The sequence below is a fragment of the Vibrio sp. TAP-3B genome (genome assembly GCF_057784735.1).
In genome coordinates this window covers 818,698-837,911 of record NZ_CM173495.1, presented here as the reverse complement: position 1 = coordinate 837,911, position 19,214 = coordinate 818,698, and the positions used below count along the sequence as shown (strand labels likewise).

Here is a 19,214-nt window from a genome sequence, read left to right as displayed (position 1 = left end):
CCAACTGTCGACAATTTAGACTAAGGTCGTAGATAAAAGTGCTTTAAGTGACGATTAATTGCTTATCTACTACGTAAAAATAGAGACAAATAAAAAATTGTCGACAATGTGGTCATTAAGACAAAGTGTAACTTTAAATAGAAACAGAGCTCGCCTCCGTCTACAGAACCAAGCAATGAGGCTTATTTGACCATTTGCTACTATCTTTGCGCCAACAAATTGAGTACCGTTAACAACATTAGAACAAAAAACACACAAAGGAACATGTATGCAAATGGACTTTGCCCTCTTGTTCGCTGCGGGCGTGGTTGGTGGGATCATCAATTCCATTGCCGGAGGTGGAAGCTTTATTACTTTTCCAGCCTTAATGGCCGTTGGCGTGCCGCCTATTATCGCAAATGCGACGAACACCTATGCCGCATGTGCTGGTTACATCAGCGGTGCTATCGGGTTTAGAGAAGAGATCCTTAAAAATAAGCAAGAGTTACTGTTTACGGTATCTTTTAGCCTAATTGGTGGTGCGTTTGGTGCTTACCTGTTGCTCAATACACCTGAGTCACTATTTTTAGAGGCCATTCCTTGGCTGCTTTTGTTTGCGACTGTGCTTTTTTTGACCGGATCACGGTTAACCATGACGATCAAGGCCGTCACAAAAGAACACAAACACGCGGGTGTATTAGGCGTGATAGCGTTGGGCTTATTGTTGGTTGGAGTATCCGCATACGGCGGTTTTTTCAATGCCAGTTTAGGGGTTGTTGTACTGAGCTATTTAGTGGTGGCGGGTCATCAAGACATTAACTTAATGAATGGGCTAAAGCTGCTTGTTTCTACTTGTGTATCGCTCATCGCCATCTTAATTTTTATTGCGAACGGTTCAATTGATTGGAGCAAAGGCAGTATTGTTATGGGAGGAACTTTGCTGGGGGGGTATCTCGCGGCGCGGGTTTCTCGTCAGTTAAACCCCACTCATGTGAAAGGGTTTGTCACGGTTTCTTCAATCCTCATCACGATCTACTTTTTCATTGATGTGTACACTTAACCTCGCTCTTCCATCCTAAATTAGATAAATAAACACATAAAACGCCATCTCGTAGATGGCGTTTTATATTAAGTAAACAAAGAGGAATGATTACTCAATCAAACCGATTTCTTTATAGTATTTTAGTGCACCTGGATGAAGTGGTGCTGATAAACCATCCCTGACCATTTCTTCTTTCTTCAAGATAGAGAAAGCAGGATGAAGACGACGAAAATCATCAAAATTTTCAAATACCGCTTTTACAACGTTATAAACCACATCTTCAGAAACGGCAGTAGAAGAAACAAACGTAGCACCGACACCAAATGTCTGTACATCGTTATCCGTACCACGGTACATGCCACCCGGTACGCTGACAACGCGATAGAAGCTGTTGTCTGCGACCAGTTTTTCTACATTAGGCCCCGATACCGTAACGATATTGCTATCACACGATGTGGTTGCTTCTTTAATGGCACCACTTGGATGACCCACCGTATAAACCATGGCATCGATTTTGTTATCACACAGTGCTTTTGATTGCTCTGCGGCTTTAAGCTCTGAAACAAGCTTAAAGTCATCATTGCTCCATCCATACTGCTTCATTAATACTTCCATAGTACCGCGTTGACCTGAGCCCGGGTTACCGATATTGACTCGCTTACCCTTTAAGTCATCAAACGTTTTGATGTTGGCATCTTTACGAGCAACGACTGTGAACGGTTCTGGGTGTACGGAGAAAACAGCACGTAACTCTTTAAATGGTCCACTGCTCTCAAACTTACTGCTTCCATTGTAAGCGTGGTATTGCCAGTCAGACTGTGCGATACCCAGATCCAGTTCGCCTGCACGGATAGTGTTGATGTTGTATATTGAACCGCCCGTACTTTCGACCGAGCAACGGATACCATGCTCTTCACGAGATTTGTTTACCAAGCGACAGATAGCCCCACCTGTTGGATAGTAAACGCCCGTTACCCCTCCGGTACCAATCGTGACAAAAGTCTCTTCAGCTGACGCAGCAAAGCCTGTAGTTAACGCTGCCAACGATGCAGCAAGTGCAATTTGTTTGAACTTAAACATTGAACATCCTTTTACCTGTGTTTGTGACCGTTTAAGTATAGCAAGCGTTAACAATTTGATAACGTTTGATTTCGCAACATTGACCTCAGTATGCTTTCGTTAACTCTGCAATCTATCAGGCGGCTCAAAATCACATCAACAAAATACCTCGCATACTTAATGTTAGCTATTGCAGTATCGTTTCTAGAAAAATGAAAAATATTAGTACTTAACCGGACTTCAATGGCGTGAACTTGACACAAAAAGAGCACCAATATCAGGTGCTCTTTGATTTGAAACCTAGTTTACAAGCCGCCTTCTTGTTGCGCCTGTTTTACCAATACCTGTCGTTGAGCTTCCTTCTCAGATATCACTTGTTTGTCCTTATGTACTTCCTGATTCAATACTTCTGGAATGAAAACAAAGTACTTGTTAAGAGTCATCGTTAGAACCTCAATTTGCTATTAATCACCTTCTTGGTCAATGGAAGCAACATCAGAAAACACGTTTTCTTAGCTCCTTGTCGCTGGTTTCAAATAATAGAGGATGTTTATTGATGACACATCCTACATGCGCGGGCCAATTATAGGAGTAGCTTAACGGCTTACCAAGCACTCTTTTTCATCGTTGATACACCTTAGTTTCATTATTAGAAATGGCTCAATATCGATTGTTCACTAAATTTTTGTTTATAAAGGATAATAATTTTTAATACTCAGGGATGAGATTCAACCTAATAACGTGCAAGCATTACAACAGACATGAAAAAGAACTCGCTTAGCTCACTCTCTCTTTTGGTAAAAAACGCTTAACGAGTCGTCAAAAGCTCTATCGAATACACAATTAAATGCACATACATATAAAACAGCATATCAATCTGTCTACCGGTTCAATATTTAACCTTTTTTGAGAAATCTTTAGCCACTTTTTTGGGTGTAATCGCGAAGAAAAGTAGACAATAAAATGTAAGTGAAATGAATCAATTTGACGCGTTCTCACTCTTGTCTATCCCCACTCTATTTGGGAGGCCTATATGAAAAGCAACAAACTTGGTCATGTAATGACTTTCAGCAGAATGTTTTCCTTCATTGCTTTTTTGACCGCAACGTTCGCATGGGTTCTAAACATGTATGCGCTCTTTACCGTTTCCGTACTGGCGATTGTTGTTAGTGTCACCTTCTATCTCAAAGATAAGCTTTACCAACATAAAAGCCATATCAGTGAAAAAGAGCACCTAGGCGCTAAATAATGGATAAAAAAAAGGATGCCGCGAGCACCCTTTTAGATTGTCTTAAGTCACTTAAACGTATTATACGTCGTAAGTGGTAGACGCTGTGTTACCGCCTGTACCAGTCCAGTTCGTGTGGAAGAACTCACCACGTGGACGGTCAGTACGCTCGTAAGTGTGAGCACCGAAGTAGTCACGTTGAGCTTGAAGCAGGTTAGCTGGTAGACGAGCGGTTGTGTAACCGTCTAGGAAAGATAGCGCAGAAATCGTACATGGCATTGGGATACCAGACTCTAGAGATTTCGCTGCTACTTTACGCCATGCTACTAGGCTGCCTTGTAGGATGTTTTTGAAGTACTCGTCAGAACCTAGGAACGCGATGTCTGGATTTGCTTCGTACGCATCACGGATGTTGCCTAGGAATGCAGAACGGATGATACAACCACCACGCCACATTAGTGCTACGTTACCGTAGTTTAGGTCCCAGCCGTTTTCGTTCGACGCTTCACGCATTAGCATGAAACCTTGAGCGTAAGAGATGATCTTAGAAGCCAGTAGAGCTTGACGTAGTGCATCAACCCATTCTTGCTTGTCACCTTCAACTGGAGTGATGGTCTTCTCAAACAAAGCTTCAGCTTCAACACGTTGGTCTTTAAGAGCAGACAGGCAACGAGAGAATACAGACTCAGAGATTAGAGTTAGTGGGATACCTAGGTCTAGTGCGTTGATACCCGTCCATTTGCCCGTGCCTTTTTGACCAGCTGTATCTAGGATTTTCTCTACTAGCGGCTCACCGTCTTCATCTTTGTAGCCAAGGATGTCAGCAGTGATTTCAACTAGGTAGCTGTCTAGCTCAGTCTTGTTCCAGTCAGCGAATACTGCTTGCATCTCGTCAGCAGACATACCTAGGCCATCTTTCATGAACTGGTATGCTTCAGTGATAAGCTGCATGTCGCCGTATTCGATGCCGTTGTGTACCATCTTAACGAAGTGACCCGCACCGTCGTTACCAACCCAGTCACAACAAGGCTCGCCAGCGTCTGTTTTTGCAGAGATACCTTGGAAGATAGGCTTCACCGCTTCCCACGCTTCAGCCGCGCCGCCTGGCATGATTGAAGGACCGAAACGCGCACCTTCTTCACCACCAGATACACCAGTACCAATGAAGTGGATGCCTTTCTCACGACAATGCGCGACACGACGGTTAGTGTCTGGGTAGTTCGTGTTACCACCATCAATGATGATGTCGCCTTCGTCTAGAAGCGGGATTAGGTTTTCGATGAACGTGTCTACAACGTCACCAGCACGAACCATTAGCATCACTTTACGTGGTGTTTCTAGCTTCTCTACTAGTTCTTCTAGAGAGTAAGCACCGACGATATTGGTGCCTTTCGCTGGACCTTCTAAGAACTCGTCTACTTTTGCAGCAGTACGGTTGTGCGCCACAACTTTGAAGCCGTGATCATTCATGTTTAGGATAAGGTTTTGTCCCATAACTGCTAGGCCAATTACACCGATATCACCTTTCATTATTTCTCTCCAATTGTCTTTCATTGACGAGCAGCAAGTTACGCAATTTTCGCTGCTGCGTCCAAATCTAAATACCATTCTGTTAATCCCTCTCTCGAGTGGATCTTCGCTGCCGGATATGAGAGCGTGTCAGTAATAGAATTGCTGATCTCTTCCACGATGTCGGCTTTACCCGCACCAAGTACCAAGTAACTCACACGTTTCGCGGCTTCTATAACGCGAACGGTCTTAGAGACACGCAATTGGCCTGATTCGGGATGAGATGCCACAATGGCAAGATTTTCATCATCGTAATTGGTGTAGCCAGGAAATAGAGACGCAGTATGGCCATCTGCTCCGACACCCAATAAGATCCAGTCGAATACTGGCGTACCATTTTCTGTTGGGATTACGTCTAACATCTCTTTGGCAAAGCGTTCTGCTTCTACTTGTGGATCATTCTCACCGCGGATACGGTGGATGTTCTCCGCAGGAATGTCTACTTGGCTGAAAAGCAGCGCATTGGCTTCGCCGTAGTTGCTCTCCGCATCGTCAGGAGCCACGCAGCGCTCATCTCCCCACCAGAAGTGTAGGTTTTGCCATTGAATGGCTGTCGCATAAGCGTCTGACGCTAGGAGTTTAAACAACATTTTGGGAGTGCTGCCGCCTGAAAGAGAAATGTGAACAGGTCGGCCCATTTCGCTAAACGCTTTCATGTCGTTCGCTAAGCTTTCTATTACTCGCTCCGCAGTTTGATAAATCTTGTGGTTGTTCATAGTTCACAGTAGTCCGTATCTGTTAAGTTTTTACATGGGAAACGCCAAGCGCGATCGTCACGCTCTAGCAAATTATCTGACTCTTTAGGGCCCCATGTTCCACATGCGTATCCGAAGAGTGATTGCGGGTCTTGTTTGAAATCAAGAATTGGCTGTACGTACTGCCAACATGCTTCCACCGCATCACTACGTGCAAATAGCGTAGCATCCCCTTTTAGGGCATCAAGAAGAAGACGCTCATATGCCGTTAGCATTTGCGTTTCTTGAAGGTCAGCGTAATGGAAGTTCATTTTGACTTCCTTCGCTTTAAAACCCGCCCCTGGCTCTTTCAAACCAAAGCTCATCTGGATACCTTCATCTGGCTGAATCCGGATGATTAACTTATTCTCTGGGGCATTTTGACCAAACACTGGGTGCGGTGTTTGTTTAAAGTGAATCACCACCTCAGTCACACGAGTCGGAAGACGCTTACCTGTACGAACATAAAAAGGTACGCCATTCCAACGCCAGTTATTAATGTACGCTTTCAAACCAATGTAAGTCTCAGTACGAGAATCGTCCGCTACGCCTGGCTCCTCTCGGTAACCACGTAAACTTTGTCCTCTGACTTCTGAAGCCGTGTATTGACCTAACACTAAGTCGTTACGCAGGGCGTCTTCGTCCAATGGTTTTAGACACTGAAGTACCTTCACCACTTCATCTCGCATTGAATCTGCATTGATTTGTGCCGGTGGCTCCATACCAACCATCGCCAAGACTTGTAGCAGGTGGTTTTGGAACATATCTCGAACCGCGCCAGAATTATCGTAATAACCACCGCGTTCTTCAACGCCCAAGAACTCCGCACCTGTGATTTCCACGTAATCAATGAAGTTACGGTTCCATAACGGTTCAAACATTGCGTTTGAAAAACGGAAAACCAATAAGTTTTGAACGGTTTCTTTGCCTAGGTAGTGGTCAATGCGGTAAAGCTGATGTTCTTGGAAATGTTCATGGATTTCTTTATCTAAAGTACGGGCAGATTCAAGATCATAACCGAATGGCTTTTCAATGATCAGACGTTTCCAGCCGTCCTCTTCGTTATTTAGGCCATGAGCGGCAAGGCTTGCAGGAACCACACTATATAGACTAGGAGGTGTCGCTAAATAGAAAAGTGTATTACGTTGCTCAAACTGGTATTCGTCGGCTAGTTGGTCTAAACGAGAAGATAGCTTGCTGTAATCTTGCGTGTCAGAAGTGTTAATAGCTTGGTAATGCAGATGGTTAATGAATGCATCAAGCGTTTCTGGCTCAGTTTTTTCCATTTCCTGAAGTGATTTTTTCAACTTCTCGCGATAAGACTCGTCACTGTACTCTGTGCGACTTACTCCCAGAATCGCAAAGTTTTCTGGTAGCTGCTTATTCGCGTAGAGGTGGTATAAAGCAGGAATTAACTTTCGGTATGTAAGGTCACCCGAAGCACCAAAAATAACGATGCTACTTTTTTCTGGTATTACCATCATCTTTCCCTTTAAAACTAGGTACTTATTGTGCGCCTGGATACGGCTAAAGGATAAGCCAACCCTATCAATGGCACCTCAAAATAGAAAATTGGCCTTACCTATTACGTTGATAGGTAAAGTCTATAGGCCCACAGAACCTCAAAGTGGCGCTTCTTGAGTCTTTGCGAAAACACGACGTCACGACGTATTGAGGTCATTTGGGTCACTTATGTCTCAAGAGTACAAACTGTACTCAGTGGAGGAGAGTCCGACACGGTGCAGTATTGTCTACGACTATTTGATTTACATCAACACTTGCCAGTGCAAACGTTTAAATAAGTTACACATAACATCATAACCGATTGTATTTAATCAATAAAAAAGCCTAATTAAAGTTAGCTGAAATTTAAACAAAAACGCTAATTTGAGCAATATTTATCCAGCTTTGCAACCCATTACAAAGTTAACGAGACCGACTCAAAACCTATTTTTAATTCGCCTATATGATAATCATACTCAATTAAGCATAATGACGATACTATCAATGCGGAACCATCCTGAAAACAGCTTCTTTATGTGTACTCATGACCACTTTTATTCACTGCATCACCGCTCAAAACTCACATTAATGCTGGCCTACATATCGAACATTTCTGCTTCCTCGAAGCGAATAACTCAGTGCTCCTTGAGCCGTTGATGTGATGCAAACAACAGCAAGTTTAACGGTTAGTTTATGGCCGTGATGAAACATAAAACGACCATTATTGACTGAATTCAGCATTCGCTACCAACCTAAAACCCCATACATAATTGCCCCCTTAAAGCGTGATCATAATCACGGTCATTTCAGGGGTTTTTGAGGCTTTTTTAGACTTTACCACGTATACTTTTTAGTCAAAGAAGCCTGTAAGAGTTTCAACATGGAAAGCAGTTAAGCTGGAAGTCTGTTAAACGCTCAATATTTGATGTCATTTATTTGAATAAAAATAAAATACAATACAAATACTGACTATATGACAAGGACTTAGATACCATCTAAAGCTGAACAAAAAACTATAGGTATAGATACATTTATAGTTAAAAGGAATACCGAACATGGAACGCGATACATTTGGAATTTGCCTGAATAAGGCCATGCTGTCAGAGAATATATATTCAACTTTTACACACGTCAGAGCTTATGAAAATAACGGAGGCAATACTTCTGAACTCAAAGTATTGTTATCGTTCCCTCAAATGAGTGGTAAAGATTTATTGAATACAATGCGTGGTTCTCGCCAACTTGAATGGCGGGCAGAGTTTCACTGTCCATACCCATATATTAAATGATTTTTGACTCCTACGCGGCCCGCTATACTCATGAGCTGGCCGCATGGTTTTCCACCTAATTCTTCCCCTCTCCACTTAACAGTGTGAGTCGAATCCTTTATATTAGAGTTATTACTCTACAAACAAAGCAGCCACTATGAAAAAAACGGAAAAGTTTTGGATTCTGGGTTTACTCAGCAGCTCCATTTCTTTTACCTGTCATGCGGCACCTATCACCTTTGATACTGCATGGCAGTTGTTATTAGAAAACAACTACTCTCTCAAGGCTCAACGCTCAAACGTTGATAATTATCAATACCAACAGAGGGCGACAAACCACCTTAACTGGCCTCAAGTGACCCTTGGTGCAAATTACACGCGTTTAGATACCGACATCACGCTGTCAGGGAAGCAAATACTTGATAGCACCGGGGCAAATATTATTATTCCGCCAGCCTTTCAACCTATTTTTGGTACACTGTCGAATACGACTTCGACCATTACTGAACGCGATATTTTCTCTTCTTCTATTCGGGCAATTTGGCCGATTTTTACTGGTGGCCGTATCTCTGCGGCACAGTCAGCAGCAGAAGGAAAGACGGATGAAGCGCAAAGCCAGCTTTTGATGGAACAACAAGCGCGTTTCGAAGATTTATCTAAATATTACTTCTCGGTTGTACTCGCAAAAGAAGTGTTAACAACACGAAAAGCGGTTGAGGCAGGATTAAAGAAACACCGAAATTTTGCAATTAAACTCGAGGAGCAAGGACAGATAGCGCATGTAGAGCGTCTACAAGCAGAAGCCTCACTAGATAAAGCCTCCGTTGAAACCCGTAAAGCAGCAAACGACTTAAGCATTGCTCAAGCCGCGTTGGGTAAACTTCTGGCTCAAGACGATGCCATCGAACCCATAGAGTCGCTATTCATAAATGAGAATCTCCCACCTCTCACTGCTTTTATTGATCAAACCTTGCTCACCTACCCTGGACTTGAACTTCTTGATGCCAAACACAAACAAGCATCAAGCTTAATCAAAGCAGAAAAAGGAAAATATTATCCTGAGGTTTATTTGTACGGCGATTACAACTTGTATGAAGATGACTCGTTGGCAAGCCAAATGAAGCCAGACTGGTTAGTTGGTGTCGGCGTAAGTATTCCGTTGATTGAGTCAACAGGTCGAAGTGAAAAAGTAAAAGCCGCGCAAAGTGTGGCCTCACAAGTTGATTCATTAAAATCTCAGGCAAGACAAGACTTGTCGTTATTAGTGCAAAAAACGTATCTCCAAGCACAACAAGCCATCGACGAAGTTCAAGGGCTCGAATCAAGTATTACGCTGGCAAACGAAAACCTACGTCTACGAGAAAAAGCGTTTACTCAAGGACTTTCTTCATCTCTAGATGTCGTTGATGCACAACTTTATGTCGCCAATATTGAGACACAACGCTCAGCAGCGCGTTTCCGCTATTTGATTTCTTTAACAAAACTGTTGGCTCTTAGCAGTGAAATGAACAACTTCGAACAATACCAACATACCGCTTATATCCCTGCTTCAATATCCAAAGAGGTGAAATAAACCATGGCAGCGAAATCACTAAAACCTGTTTTCCTATCACTTTGTGCTTTGGGTATCGTCTCTTGGATTGGCTATCAATTTTATCAAGCCTATCAGCCAGCACCCGTTCGTCTCCAAGGGTTGATAGAGGCTCAGCAGTACAGTATTTCTTCTAAAGTGGCGGGCCGTATTGATGAGGTAATGGTTCGCAAAGGTGATAAAGTTGAGAAAGGGCAACTTATCTTTACGCTTCATAGCCCTGAAATAGAAGCGAAGCTAGAGCAAGCAAAAGCTGGTGAAAAGGCGGCAGATGCTTTAGCGCAAGAGGCAGAAAAAGGCGCCCGTGAACAACAAATTCAAGCAGCCAAAGATCAATGGCTGAAAGCCAAATCTGCCGCGGATTTAATGGCGAAGACTTACAACAGAATCAATAATCTTTATAAAGATGGTGTCGTTGCAGAACAAAAACGCGACGAAGCATTAACCCAGTGGCAAGCCGCGAAATACACACAAAGCGCAGCGTACCAGATGTACGAGATGGCAAAAGAAGGCGCTCGTAGTGAAACAAAAGTCGCGGCGGCTGAAAAAGCTCGTATGGCTTCTGGTGCTGTCGCAGAGGTTGAAGCGTATGCCAAAGATACGCAAATCTACAGCTGGTTTGATGGCGAAGTTTCTCAAATATTGCTTCAAAGTGGCGAGTTAGCACCGCAAGGTTTTCCTGTCGTTACAGTTATTGATACGCAAGATGCTTGGGCAACGCTTAACGTCCGTGAAGATCATCTAAAGCACTTCAACAAAGGCTCAACCTTTAACGCATATCTCCCAGCTTTAGACAAAAGTGTTGAGTTTAAAGTAATGCATATTGCCGTAATGGGTGACTTTGCCACTTGGAGAGCAACCGACGCGTCTCAAGGTTTTGATTTGCGCACGTTTGAAGTAGAAGCTCGTCCAACTCAAGCGGAATCTAAGCTGCGCATGGGCATGAGTGTTGTTGTTGAACTCTAATCACAACGGGTGGACTTTATGACGATTAAGATTTCACAACGGCATATCTTGCGCCGAGACAAGTGGTTACTATCGTGCATCACTTGGGTGCCGCTTTTACTGGCTATTACCATATGGGGCGTATTCTCAGCAGGTATTGCTCGGGATCTACCAATAGGTGTCGTAGATTTACAACACTCCCAACTGTCCAGAAAACTGACCCAATTTTTAGATGCTTCATCTAGCTTAGCGGTAAATTATCACTACACCAGTGCTACTGAAGCAAAAAACGCGATGATCGAAGGCGATATTTACGCTTATGCGGTGATTCCACCGCAATTCGATCAGGAGATTTTTCAGCATCATCAGCCTCAGCTTTCTGTATTTTACAACAGCCAATATATTTTGATCGCAAAGTTGGTCAACTCTGCTGTTGCACAAGCACAAGGATATTTCGATGCTCAGCTTGAGGTGATGAATAATTTGGCGCAAGGGAATACCACAACGCTTGCTGCCACGGGCCAAGCCGTACCTGTTACAACTCAGATCACAGCCCTATTTAACCGCAATAACAACTACGCTCAGTTTTTGGTTACCGCGATCGTTCCAGCAATTTGGCAGATTGGTATCGTTGTTAGCACCATTTTGATCTTAGCGGCACATTTTCGTATTTACGCTGGGAAAACGCAGTTTGAGTTTCTAGGCGACAAACCATACGCAAAGCTGGCTTTTATTTTGAGTCGATACATTCCTGTATTTATGCTGCAAGGCGCACTTTTTCTTTATTGGTTTTATCTCTTACTAGATTGGCCAATGGCGGGCAGCTTCATTGTCATATTGCTGGCTCAGTTAAGTACAATAATTGCCTGCATGATTATGGGAGCGTTATTCTTCTTTTTATCAATGGATCCTGCCCGCGCTATGAGTTTTGCAGGCGCCTTTACTGCGCCTAGTTTTGCCTTTATGGGGGTTACTTTCCCAGTCTCTGACATGAATACGCTCGCTTACGCTTGGCGGTCATTATTACCCATTACCCATTACATTGAAGTGCAGATCGGCCAAGCCAGCTATGGCGAATCCACAGTAGAATCTTTACGTACTTTATGCCCGATGATTGGCTACGTTGTGCCTTTGATACTAACCGCCGCCTTAATGAGTAAATACAGAACGGCTGCACTTAAGTGTCGAAGCGAGGAGGCTGTATGACATTATGGCAACTGCTTAAAGCGGAAATTCGATCCGTTCTGACGAATCCGGTCGTGACATTAACCGTGTTTGGTGGGGTGGTGTTCTATTCGTTTTTATATCCTCTGCCTTACGCGCAACAAACACCACGTGAACAGCCAATTGCAATTGTAAACTTGGACGGTAGTCAAACCAGTTTGACACTTGAACGTATGGTCGATGCGACTCCACAAGTACGAGTGATGACTCGGTTTCATACCATTGCAGATGCGAAGCAAGCTTTTTTTAATCGTGATATTACTGGCTTCTTAGTCATCCCTGAGCACTTTTACAAAGACCTGATGCTAGGTAAAAGCCCTACCCTCGCTTATGCTGCTGATGCTTCTTATTTTTTAGTTTACGGGACCGTAGTTGAAGGTTTAGCACAAGCTGGCGGAACGTTAGGCGCACAAGTGAAAGTCAGTAAAATGGTGATTAATGGCGTACCACTGAGTATGGCTAGCCACAACTACTCCGCAGTTAAGCTGAATATGAAACCAACGTTCAACCCAACGATGGGATACATCGAATATGTGGTTCCTGCAGTGTTTGTGCTGATCTTACAACAAACGCTGATAATGGCAGTGGGATTACAAACCGGCTCACAGCGTCACGGACGTGGATATTGGTCTCAAGTATCAACGGGCTCATTGATACTGGTACGAACCCTTGTCTTTGTGGCGGTCTACTACTTGCTGAGTGCCTATTACTTGGGGTTCAGTTTCGAACGTCTGAACGTTAACCATATCGCTAAAGCAGGTGAATTGCTCACTATGCTGTTGCCATTCTTGCTTGGATGCTGCGGTCTAGGCTTTTGTTTGGGCTACTTATTACCAAGACGAGAATTAGTGACTTTCGTAGTATTAGTGAGTTCAATGCCACTAATTTTCTTAGCTGGCTTTATCTGGCCTGTGGAATCAATCCCTGCCCCACTGCTTTGGTTGGCCGACTTAAGCCCAAGCACATGGGCAATTAAAGGCTTTCTGGCACTAAATCAAATGGGGGCTACGTGGCAACAAGTGGCTGAGCATTGGACGGGGCTTTGGGCTCTGACCGTTCTTTGGGGAAGTGCGGCATATTGGATTGCAAGACGCAATTCTAAACCAGTTGTGACGGAAAGCATAAGCTAGCTTTCAGACTAAATATTGGGTCTAAAAAACAAAGGAGCCACTTTCGAGGCTCCTTTTGTTCCGTGCTTTTAGAAAACAGATGTAATACTTAAGCAACATCATCCATTGATTTTTTCCCTTGAACTGGCGGGAAAAACTCATCATGCAATGCACAAATCGCATGTTGATATTCTTTATCACTTACGACGAACTGAACGTTTACGTTTCTCATTGATGAGTGCAGCGCAACCGGAGTCACGCCGTTATTCATTAGAGAAAGTACACCTTTAGCCAACGTTTTGTTGGTGTCGATTTGAGAACCAATGGCTGAAATCAGCGCAACCATGCGGCCTTTTATCGAAGCATTTGGATAACGTTTCTCTGCTTTATAAAGCACTTTGTTCAAGCTATCCGTGCTGCCAACTAAGTAGTAAGTGATTGAGTTCGCATTCATCTCTTTACCGACCAAACTAACGCAAGCATCTGAGATGATCTCCATTAACTCATAACTTACATTATCCGCTTTCCCTACCATTGCTTGGTCGAATAAATGCAGTGCGAATACTTTTTCTTTACCCGCAATAATTTCAACTTTGTCTTCTTCTGGGCGGTAGCTTGAAGAAATTAATGTACCTTCATGCTCAGGTTCAAACGTATTTTTTATTTGCAGCTCAATACCACTCTCACGCAAACCTGCTGCCGCATTCGGGTGAATTGCTTCCATACCAAGGTTAGCAAGTTGGTCTGCCACATCATAGTTTGTACTACCTATTGGCAATACTTTTTCAGGGCCGACGACGCGAGGGTCTGCAGAGCTCAAATGATATTCTTTGTGAATTACCGCTAAATCCGCTTTTGTGATGGCGGCAATGCGGCTAAATGTCATCTCACTATAACCTCGGTCATAGGTATGCATTAGCCCTTCTTTACAGTAAGCATAACCAGTAACGATTGGCAGTTCTTTTGACACATCAATATCAGCAAATGCGTCGCTAATCGATTCTTCAAGGCTTCTTGGCGCTTGATTATCCCAACCGGACAGGTCAACGAACTTAGCGTTAATACCCATATTTTTTAGCTTCAATGCGGTGTTATAAGCACTGTGTGCCTCTCCAATAGACGAGAGAAACTCTCGAATTTGAGGTAAATATTGGCGCAATGAAAACTGACCGTACTGACAAGTTTCTAGAATATTCGCAATACAGTTTTTTGCTTCAGCAATTCGTGAGCGGATAAATTTATCTGCGCGCATACGGCTCATTGGGTCTGCAAAAATATTTTCATTCGTTAATAACATACGGCTTTCTACGTATGTTAAAGCTTCTTCCCATTTATCATCACGCTTTGCGATAAGTTGATATACGCCTGGTTTGCTGGTTTTTTTACATTCTAATAGTGCGTCGGTCATACCGCTGTATGCAGATACAACGAAGATACGATTGTATGGCGATTTGGGACGAAGAATAATATTGTCGAGAACAGCATCAAATGCTGTCATTGATGTACCGCCGATTTTTTCTACGGTAAATGTCATGATAAGCCTTTTTTTTGATTAATAATTTTAAAAGAAAAGAGATATGAATGTGAGGCGACAAGCGCCTCACATCAGCCGGTTAGTCAACGAGAGGGTAAACACCATTTTCATCGTGAACTTCAGCGCCGGTAATAGGCGGGTTAAACACGCACGCCATTACCATTTCTTTATTCTTATATGCTCTCAAGTAGTGCTCATCGTGTTTATCAAGGATGTATAGCGTTCCCGGTTTAATTGGGTAAGTTTCCCCGCCTACGACTTCAATCTCACCCTCACCACTCATACAGAAAACGGATTCTAGGTGATTCTGATAGTGAATATGCGTTTCAGTATCTTCATAGATTGTTGTGATGTGGAAAGAAAAACCCATGTTGTCATCTTTTAACAACATACGGACACTTTCCCAGTTATCTGACACAACACGTCGCTCACTATTGCGACACTCATCGAGCGTTCTAACGATCATAGTTAATAATCCCTATTAAGATGCTTGTTTGAAATGTTTCGCAGCGGTGGTTTCTACTGCGCTTTCAAAAATGCTTAGTCCTTGGTCTAGCTCTGACTCGCTAATCGTTAACGGACAGAAGAATTTCACGACTTCGTCGTCTGGGCCGGCTGTTTCAATAACCATGCCGTTGCCGAAACAGTCTTTCGCAATTTCTGAGGCCATATCGCCGTTAATGCATTCAATACCGATCATCATGCCGCGACCTTTTTTCTGCACGAACATTTGTGGGAAGCGGCGCACACAGCGATTAATAACATCGCTTACTTTTTCTGAACATTGCTTGATGTGTGTTTCAAAATCATCGTTAGCCCAGTAAATTTCTAATGCTTTAGCCGCCGTAATGAACGCGTGATTATTGCCACGGAACGTGCCGTTATGCTCCCCTGGTTTCCACTGGTCCAACTCTGGCTTAAGTAGCACAACCGCCATTGGTAAACCGTAGCCGCCAATAGATTTAGACAAGGTCACGATATCTGGCTGAATACCTGATGGTTCAAAGCTAAAGAACGTACCAGTACGTCCACAACCAGCCTGAATATCATCGACAATCATAAGAATGTCATTTGCTTTACAAATTTTACTTAAACGTTGCAGCCATTCATTCGACGCTGCATTCAAACCACCCTCACCTTGTACTGTTTCAAGTAGCACAGCTGCTGGTTTGTCCATTCCCGCTGAGTTGTCGTTAAGCATGGTTTCGAATAAAGCCAAGCCATCAACGCCTGCATAACCTTCAAAAGGAATACGAGTAACGTCATTTAAGCTTGAACCATTACCTTGTCTGTGGTGTTGATTACCTGTTGCCGCTAATGCACCTGCTGTACAGCCGTGGAAACCATTAGTAAATGCAACAACACTACTTCGACCTTTCACTTTTTTCGCTAATTTAAGCGCTGCTTCAACAGCGTTAGTACCTGTTGGCCCGGTAAATTGAACTTTATAGTCCAACTTACGTGGTTTTAGGATGTAAGTATCTAACGCTTCAAGAAACGATGCCTTCGCTTCTGAGTGCATATCCAAACCGTGAGTAATACCGTCCATTTCAATGTACTCAAGTAACGCTTGCTTAAGCACCGGATTGTTATGTCCGTAATTTAGAGATCCCGCTCCAGCAAGGAAGTCTAAGTAGCGTTCACCTTGTTCTGTTTCCAGCCAGCAACCTTTCGCTTTACGAAAGATAACTGGAAAGTTGTTTGAATATGAGCGTACGTTGGATTCCTGCTTTTTGAAAATATCCATGATGAGACCGTTTTTAATTCCTATTGTTTGAGTTTATTTGAGAGGAATGCGATACAAATACTCTGTATCGTGTTTGCCTTTAAAGTGGGCTTCTTCATCCAAAAATGTGCTTACTTGGCCATGATTGCCGTTCATCGCATCTAATTTTTTGAACAATGCCCAAGAGGCTTTATTTTCTTCCGTGATGGTTGTTTCTACCGATTTAACACCGCTTAATTCCTCTCTAATGAGAAGTTCTTTCAACATGCGGATAGCTAAACCATTACCTCTAAAACGAGGAGAGACTGCAACTTGCCAGATAAATAAAACGTCTTGTTCGCTTGGTTTCTGATAGCCCGAAATAAAACCTGCGATTTCGCCTTTGTGCTCAACCAAAACGCTGGTTTTGCTAAAGTGCGTAGACTGTAGAAAATTGCAATAAGAAGAATTCATGTCCAATGGGGGACAGTCTGCAATTAAGCTGTAAATGTCGTCACCATCAGAGATTTTAGGTTCACGAAAAATCCATTTTTTGCTTGGGCTCTCTCCAATCTCTGGATAAAGGACCCAAGGTGCTGATGTGATCATGTGCAAATACATATCCTTTGAGGTCTAATTAAATTTCCTTTTTATTATGGGCATTTCTCGCGACTAAAAATCAAATATTCGGGCATTTTATCCGCTTTTTTGTGATCTAGATCACAAAAACAAACCAATCAGCCAAGTCTTTAAATCGTTCGATGTCTAACTTATTAAAAAGTCATTTAAATAAACCGTACAAAAAACGCACAATAAACTATAAATTTTCAGCACGTTCATTGTCATCAAAACTTGATGACATAAAAACGGCATGCTTTCGCATGCCGTTTTTATCAATAATATTGATAGACTCTACTTCACTTTTTCCTAGTTTTACTTTTTACTTTTGGCCGCGGTTCATCCATTAAGCCTTTCACCAGAGAAACTGTGGCAACGAGCAATACAATGGTAAATGGTAAGCCAGTGGTGACGGCCATCGCTTGAGCCGCAGCTAAGCCACCGCCAAGCATTAACGCAATTGCCACTAAGCCTTCAAATGTACACCAGAATACACGCTGAGGCGTTGGTGCATCGACCTTACCGCCCGCGGCGATTGTATCAATGACTAGGGAACCTGAGTCTGACGAAGTGATAAAGAACACAACAACCAGAACAATACCGACAAGAGAGGTGATCTCTGCGAAAGGCATAACATCCAACATTGCGAATAATTTTAGTGGTAATTCGGCCTCAAATACCGCTTGGTATCCGTCATTAACGTATTGACTAATCGCCGTTCCACCGAATGCAGTCATCCAAAATACACATACGGTAGAAGGGATCAAAATCACACAAATGATGAACTCACGTACAGAACGTCCACGAGATACACGAGCGATAAACATGCCCACAAATGGTGACCAAGAGATCCACCATGCCCAGTAGAATGCAGTCCAACCTTGAGAGTAGTTTACATCTTCACGTGCAAACGGCATTGAAAGCGCTGGAATGTTCGTCACATAGGATGCAATATTTTCGAAGAACCCCGTTAGGATGGCCAGTGTAGGGCCAACAACAATCACAAATAGCAACAACAATGCAGCTAGGACCATATTGATTTCTGATAGACGCTTTACACCACTATCTAGCCCTGCCACAACAGAGATTAACGCAAGGGCAGTGATGACAACGATCAGTACAACTTGCGTTGTGTTTGTCATTGGTATATCAAACAAAAAGTTCAAACCTGTCGCCGCTTGAGAAGCACCATACCCCAATGATGTGGCCAAACCAAACACGGTCGCGACAACAGCCAATATATCGATGATGTGGCCAGTCCATCCCCATATGCGCTCACCGAATAATGGGTAGAAAATCGAGCGCATAGTCAGTGGCAAACCTTTGTTAAACGAAAAGATAGCCAAACCAAGAGCTAATAATGCATAAATTGACCAAGGGTGAAGCGCCCAGTGGTAAACAGTCGCGGCCATACCTAACGTTGATGCAGCACTTGCATCCCCTTCTGCACCACCGAGGGGAGCCCAGTCAGTACGGACGCCGTTTTCGACACTCACGCCACCAATCGCTGAGCTAAAGTGAGACATTGGTTCCGACACGCCGAAGAACACCAAACCGATGCCCATACCAGCCGCAAATAACATGGCTAACCAGCCAGCATAAGAATAATCCGGCGTCGCTTCTGTACCACCGATTCTCACACGACCAAGTGGCGTAACAATCAGCAGTAAACAAACCACCACAAAAACGTTACCAGACGCCAAGAAGAACCAATCTAAATTGGATACCAGCCATGATCGTAAGCCCGCAAAAAACGGTTCTACTTGTTGACGAAATGTCAGTGTCGCCACAACGAATAGGATGATGGCCATCCCAGAAATTGCAAAAACACGGTTATGAATATCAAGACCAAAAGGCCCTACTTTTAACGCGACATTATCCTGACCAATTTGGTAGTCAGTGTCTATCGCATTTACCTTTCCATCGGGGCGTTGAATGCCTCCGTTATTATCATTATCGGTGCTCACGGATAATCTCCTTAAAAATACGTGACCAAATTTAAATTACTTTTGTCGGAGTCTGAGTGATGTAACATTGGCATCACTACCAAGCACAAAGCACATATTCAAGTAAAAAACATATTCTAAATTAAGGTTTGTTTGTTTT

The 19,214-nt window shown here is 43.3% G+C and carries 17 protein-coding genes; 7 read left to right on the top strand and 10 right to left on the bottom strand.

What is annotated here, in order from left to right; all coding sequences use genetic code 11:
- The first annotated feature begins 268 nt into the window (after positions 1-268).
- Positions 269-1,039 carry a sulfite exporter TauE/SafE family protein gene (locus AC3D28_RS04015; RefSeq protein ID WP_098415625.1) on the top strand — a complete coding sequence of 257 codons (771 nt, stop codon included), beginning with the start codon at positions 269-271 and terminating at the stop codon, positions 1,037-1,039.
- 90 nt (positions 1,040-1,129) lie between these two features.
- Here the strand turns inward: AC3D28_RS04015 and AC3D28_RS04010 are convergent, their stop codons facing one another.
- Together AC3D28_RS04010 and AC3D28_RS04005 are read right to left on the bottom strand one after the other, a co-directional pair.
- Positions 1,130-2,101, bottom strand: a complete 972-nt coding sequence (locus tag AC3D28_RS04010) for a TAXI family TRAP transporter solute-binding subunit (protein WP_488535620.1) — start codon at positions 2,099-2,101, stop codon at positions 1,130-1,132.
- A gap of 284 nt (positions 2,102-2,385) precedes the next feature.
- Positions 2,386-2,523: a hypothetical protein gene (locus tag AC3D28_RS04005; protein WP_488535619.1), complete on the bottom strand. Its 138-nt coding sequence runs from the start codon at positions 2,521-2,523 to the stop codon at positions 2,386-2,388.
- 590 nt (positions 2,524-3,113) lie between these two features.
- Between AC3D28_RS04005 and AC3D28_RS04000 the strand changes: the two genes are divergently transcribed.
- Entirely contained in the window at positions 3,114-3,329 is a 216-nt protein-coding gene (locus tag AC3D28_RS04000) for a hypothetical protein (RefSeq protein WP_488535618.1), read from the top strand.
- 60 nt (positions 3,330-3,389) lie between these two features.
- Here AC3D28_RS04000 and gnd read toward each other — a convergent pair whose 3' ends face one another.
- Genes gnd through zwf form a run of 3 tightly spaced genes read right to left on the bottom strand, consistent with a single transcriptional unit; the run spans position 3,390 to position 7,092 of the window.
- Positions 3,390-4,838 carry a decarboxylating NADP(+)-dependent phosphogluconate dehydrogenase gene (gnd, locus tag AC3D28_RS03995; RefSeq protein ID WP_488535617.1) on the bottom strand — a complete coding sequence of 483 codons (1,449 nt, stop codon included), beginning with the start codon at positions 4,836-4,838 and terminating at the stop codon, positions 3,390-3,392.
- A gap of 38 nt (positions 4,839-4,876) precedes the next feature.
- Entirely contained in the window at positions 4,877-5,593 is a 717-nt protein-coding gene (gene pgl / locus AC3D28_RS03990) for a 6-phosphogluconolactonase (RefSeq protein ID WP_488535616.1), read from the bottom strand.
- Entirely contained in the window at positions 5,590-7,092 is a 1,503-nt protein-coding gene (gene zwf, locus AC3D28_RS03985; RefSeq protein WP_488536044.1) for a glucose-6-phosphate dehydrogenase, read from the bottom strand. The genes pgl and zwf overlap by 4 nt, the downstream gene beginning before the upstream one ends.
- Before the next feature lie 1,077 nt (positions 7,093-8,169).
- Between zwf and AC3D28_RS03980 the strand changes: the two genes are divergently transcribed.
- From AC3D28_RS03980 to AC3D28_RS03960, 5 genes are all read left to right on the top strand, one after another.
- Entirely contained in the window at positions 8,170-8,403 is a 234-nt protein-coding gene (locus tag AC3D28_RS03980) for a hypothetical protein (RefSeq protein ID WP_098415630.1), read from the top strand.
- A gap of 136 nt (positions 8,404-8,539) precedes the next feature.
- On the top strand, positions 8,540-9,955 hold the full coding sequence (locus AC3D28_RS03975; protein WP_488535615.1) for a TolC family protein: 1,416 nt from the start codon (positions 8,540-8,542) through the stop codon (positions 9,953-9,955).
- 3 nt (positions 9,956-9,958) lie between these two features.
- Positions 9,959-10,939, top strand: a complete 981-nt coding sequence (locus AC3D28_RS03970; RefSeq protein ID WP_488535614.1) for an HlyD family secretion protein — start codon at positions 9,959-9,961, stop codon at positions 10,937-10,939.
- Positions 10,940-10,957: 18 nt separating this feature from the next.
- Positions 10,958-12,124 (top strand): ABC transporter permease, encoded by a 1,167-nt coding sequence (locus AC3D28_RS03965; RefSeq protein WP_488535613.1) that lies wholly within the window; start codon positions 10,958-10,960, stop codon positions 12,122-12,124.
- Positions 12,121-13,272 (top strand): ABC transporter permease, encoded by a 1,152-nt coding sequence (locus AC3D28_RS03960; RefSeq protein WP_488535612.1) that lies wholly within the window; start codon positions 12,121-12,123, stop codon positions 13,270-13,272. The genes AC3D28_RS03965 and AC3D28_RS03960 overlap by 4 nt, the downstream gene beginning before the upstream one ends.
- An 88-nt stretch (positions 13,273-13,360) precedes the next feature.
- Here the strand turns inward: AC3D28_RS03960 and AC3D28_RS03955 are convergent, their stop codons facing one another.
- The 5 genes from AC3D28_RS03955 to AC3D28_RS03935 all read right to left on the bottom strand — a co-directional run bounded on the left by AC3D28_RS03955 (position 13,361) and on the right by AC3D28_RS03935 (position 19,075).
- Positions 13,361-14,785 carry an aspartate kinase gene (locus tag AC3D28_RS03955; RefSeq protein ID WP_098415635.1) on the bottom strand — a complete coding sequence of 475 codons (1,425 nt, stop codon included), beginning with the start codon at positions 14,783-14,785 and terminating at the stop codon, positions 13,361-13,363.
- Positions 14,786-14,864: 79 nt separating this feature from the next.
- On the bottom strand, positions 14,865-15,251 hold the full coding sequence (locus AC3D28_RS03950; protein WP_005377769.1) for an ectoine synthase: 387 nt from the start codon (positions 15,249-15,251) through the stop codon (positions 14,865-14,867).
- Between the two features lie 15 nt (positions 15,252-15,266).
- Complete coding sequence (ectB, locus tag AC3D28_RS03945) at positions 15,267-16,532, bottom strand: diaminobutyrate--2-oxoglutarate transaminase (protein ID WP_488535611.1); 1,266 nt, start codon at positions 16,530-16,532, stop codon at positions 15,267-15,269.
- 33 nt (positions 16,533-16,565) lie between these two features.
- The gene (gene ectA, locus AC3D28_RS03940; protein WP_488535610.1) at positions 16,566-17,099 is read right to left on the bottom strand and encodes a diaminobutyrate acetyltransferase; all 534 of its coding nucleotides are present in this window, start codon (positions 17,097-17,099) and stop codon (positions 16,566-16,568) included.
- A 308-nt stretch (positions 17,100-17,407) separates the two neighbouring features.
- On the bottom strand, positions 17,408-19,075 hold the full coding sequence (locus AC3D28_RS03935) for a BCCT family transporter (RefSeq protein WP_098415638.1): 1,668 nt from the start codon (positions 19,073-19,075) through the stop codon (positions 17,408-17,410).
- Positions 19,076-19,214 lie beyond the last annotated feature (139 nt).

Excerpts from the sequence above, each read along its gene's own strand:
- AC3D28_RS04015 (WP_098415625.1), top strand. The coding sequence starts at position 269 with ATGCAAATGGACTTTGCCCTCTTGTTCGCTGCGGGCGTGGTTGGTGGG.
- AC3D28_RS04010 (WP_488535620.1), bottom strand. The coding sequence starts at position 2,101 with ATGTTTAAGTTCAAACAAATTGCACTTGCTGCATCGTTGGCAGCGTTA.
- AC3D28_RS04005 (WP_488535619.1), bottom strand. The coding sequence starts at position 2,523 with ATGACTCTTAACAAGTACTTTGTTTTCATTCCAGAAGTATTGAATCAG.
- AC3D28_RS04000 (WP_488535618.1), top strand. The coding sequence starts at position 3,114 with ATGAAAAGCAACAAACTTGGTCATGTAATGACTTTCAGCAGAATGTTT.
- gnd (WP_488535617.1), bottom strand. The coding sequence starts at position 4,838 with ATGAAAGGTGATATCGGTGTAATTGGCCTAGCAGTTATGGGACAAAAC.
- pgl (WP_488535616.1), bottom strand. The coding sequence starts at position 5,593 with ATGAACAACCACAAGATTTATCAAACTGCGGAGCGAGTAATAGAAAGC.
- zwf (WP_488536044.1), bottom strand. The coding sequence starts at position 7,092 with ATGGTAATACCAGAAAAAAGTAGCATCGTTATTTTTGGTGCTTCGGGT.
- AC3D28_RS03980 (WP_098415630.1), top strand. The coding sequence starts at position 8,170 with ATGGAACGCGATACATTTGGAATTTGCCTGAATAAGGCCATGCTGTCA.
- AC3D28_RS03975 (WP_488535615.1), top strand. The coding sequence starts at position 8,540 with ATGAAAAAAACGGAAAAGTTTTGGATTCTGGGTTTACTCAGCAGCTCC.
- AC3D28_RS03970 (WP_488535614.1), top strand. The coding sequence starts at position 9,959 with ATGGCAGCGAAATCACTAAAACCTGTTTTCCTATCACTTTGTGCTTTG.
- AC3D28_RS03965 (WP_488535613.1), top strand. The coding sequence starts at position 10,958 with ATGACGATTAAGATTTCACAACGGCATATCTTGCGCCGAGACAAGTGG.
- AC3D28_RS03960 (WP_488535612.1), top strand. The coding sequence starts at position 12,121 with ATGACATTATGGCAACTGCTTAAAGCGGAAATTCGATCCGTTCTGACG.
- AC3D28_RS03955 (WP_098415635.1), bottom strand. The coding sequence starts at position 14,785 with ATGACATTTACCGTAGAAAAAATCGGCGGTACATCAATGACAGCATTT.
- AC3D28_RS03950 (WP_005377769.1), bottom strand. The coding sequence starts at position 15,251 with ATGATCGTTAGAACGCTCGATGAGTGTCGCAATAGTGAGCGACGTGTT.
- ectB (WP_488535611.1), bottom strand. The coding sequence starts at position 16,532 with ATGGATATTTTCAAAAAGCAGGAATCCAACGTACGCTCATATTCAAAC.
- ectA (WP_488535610.1), bottom strand. The coding sequence starts at position 17,099 with ATGATCACATCAGCACCTTGGGTCCTTTATCCAGAGATTGGAGAGAGC.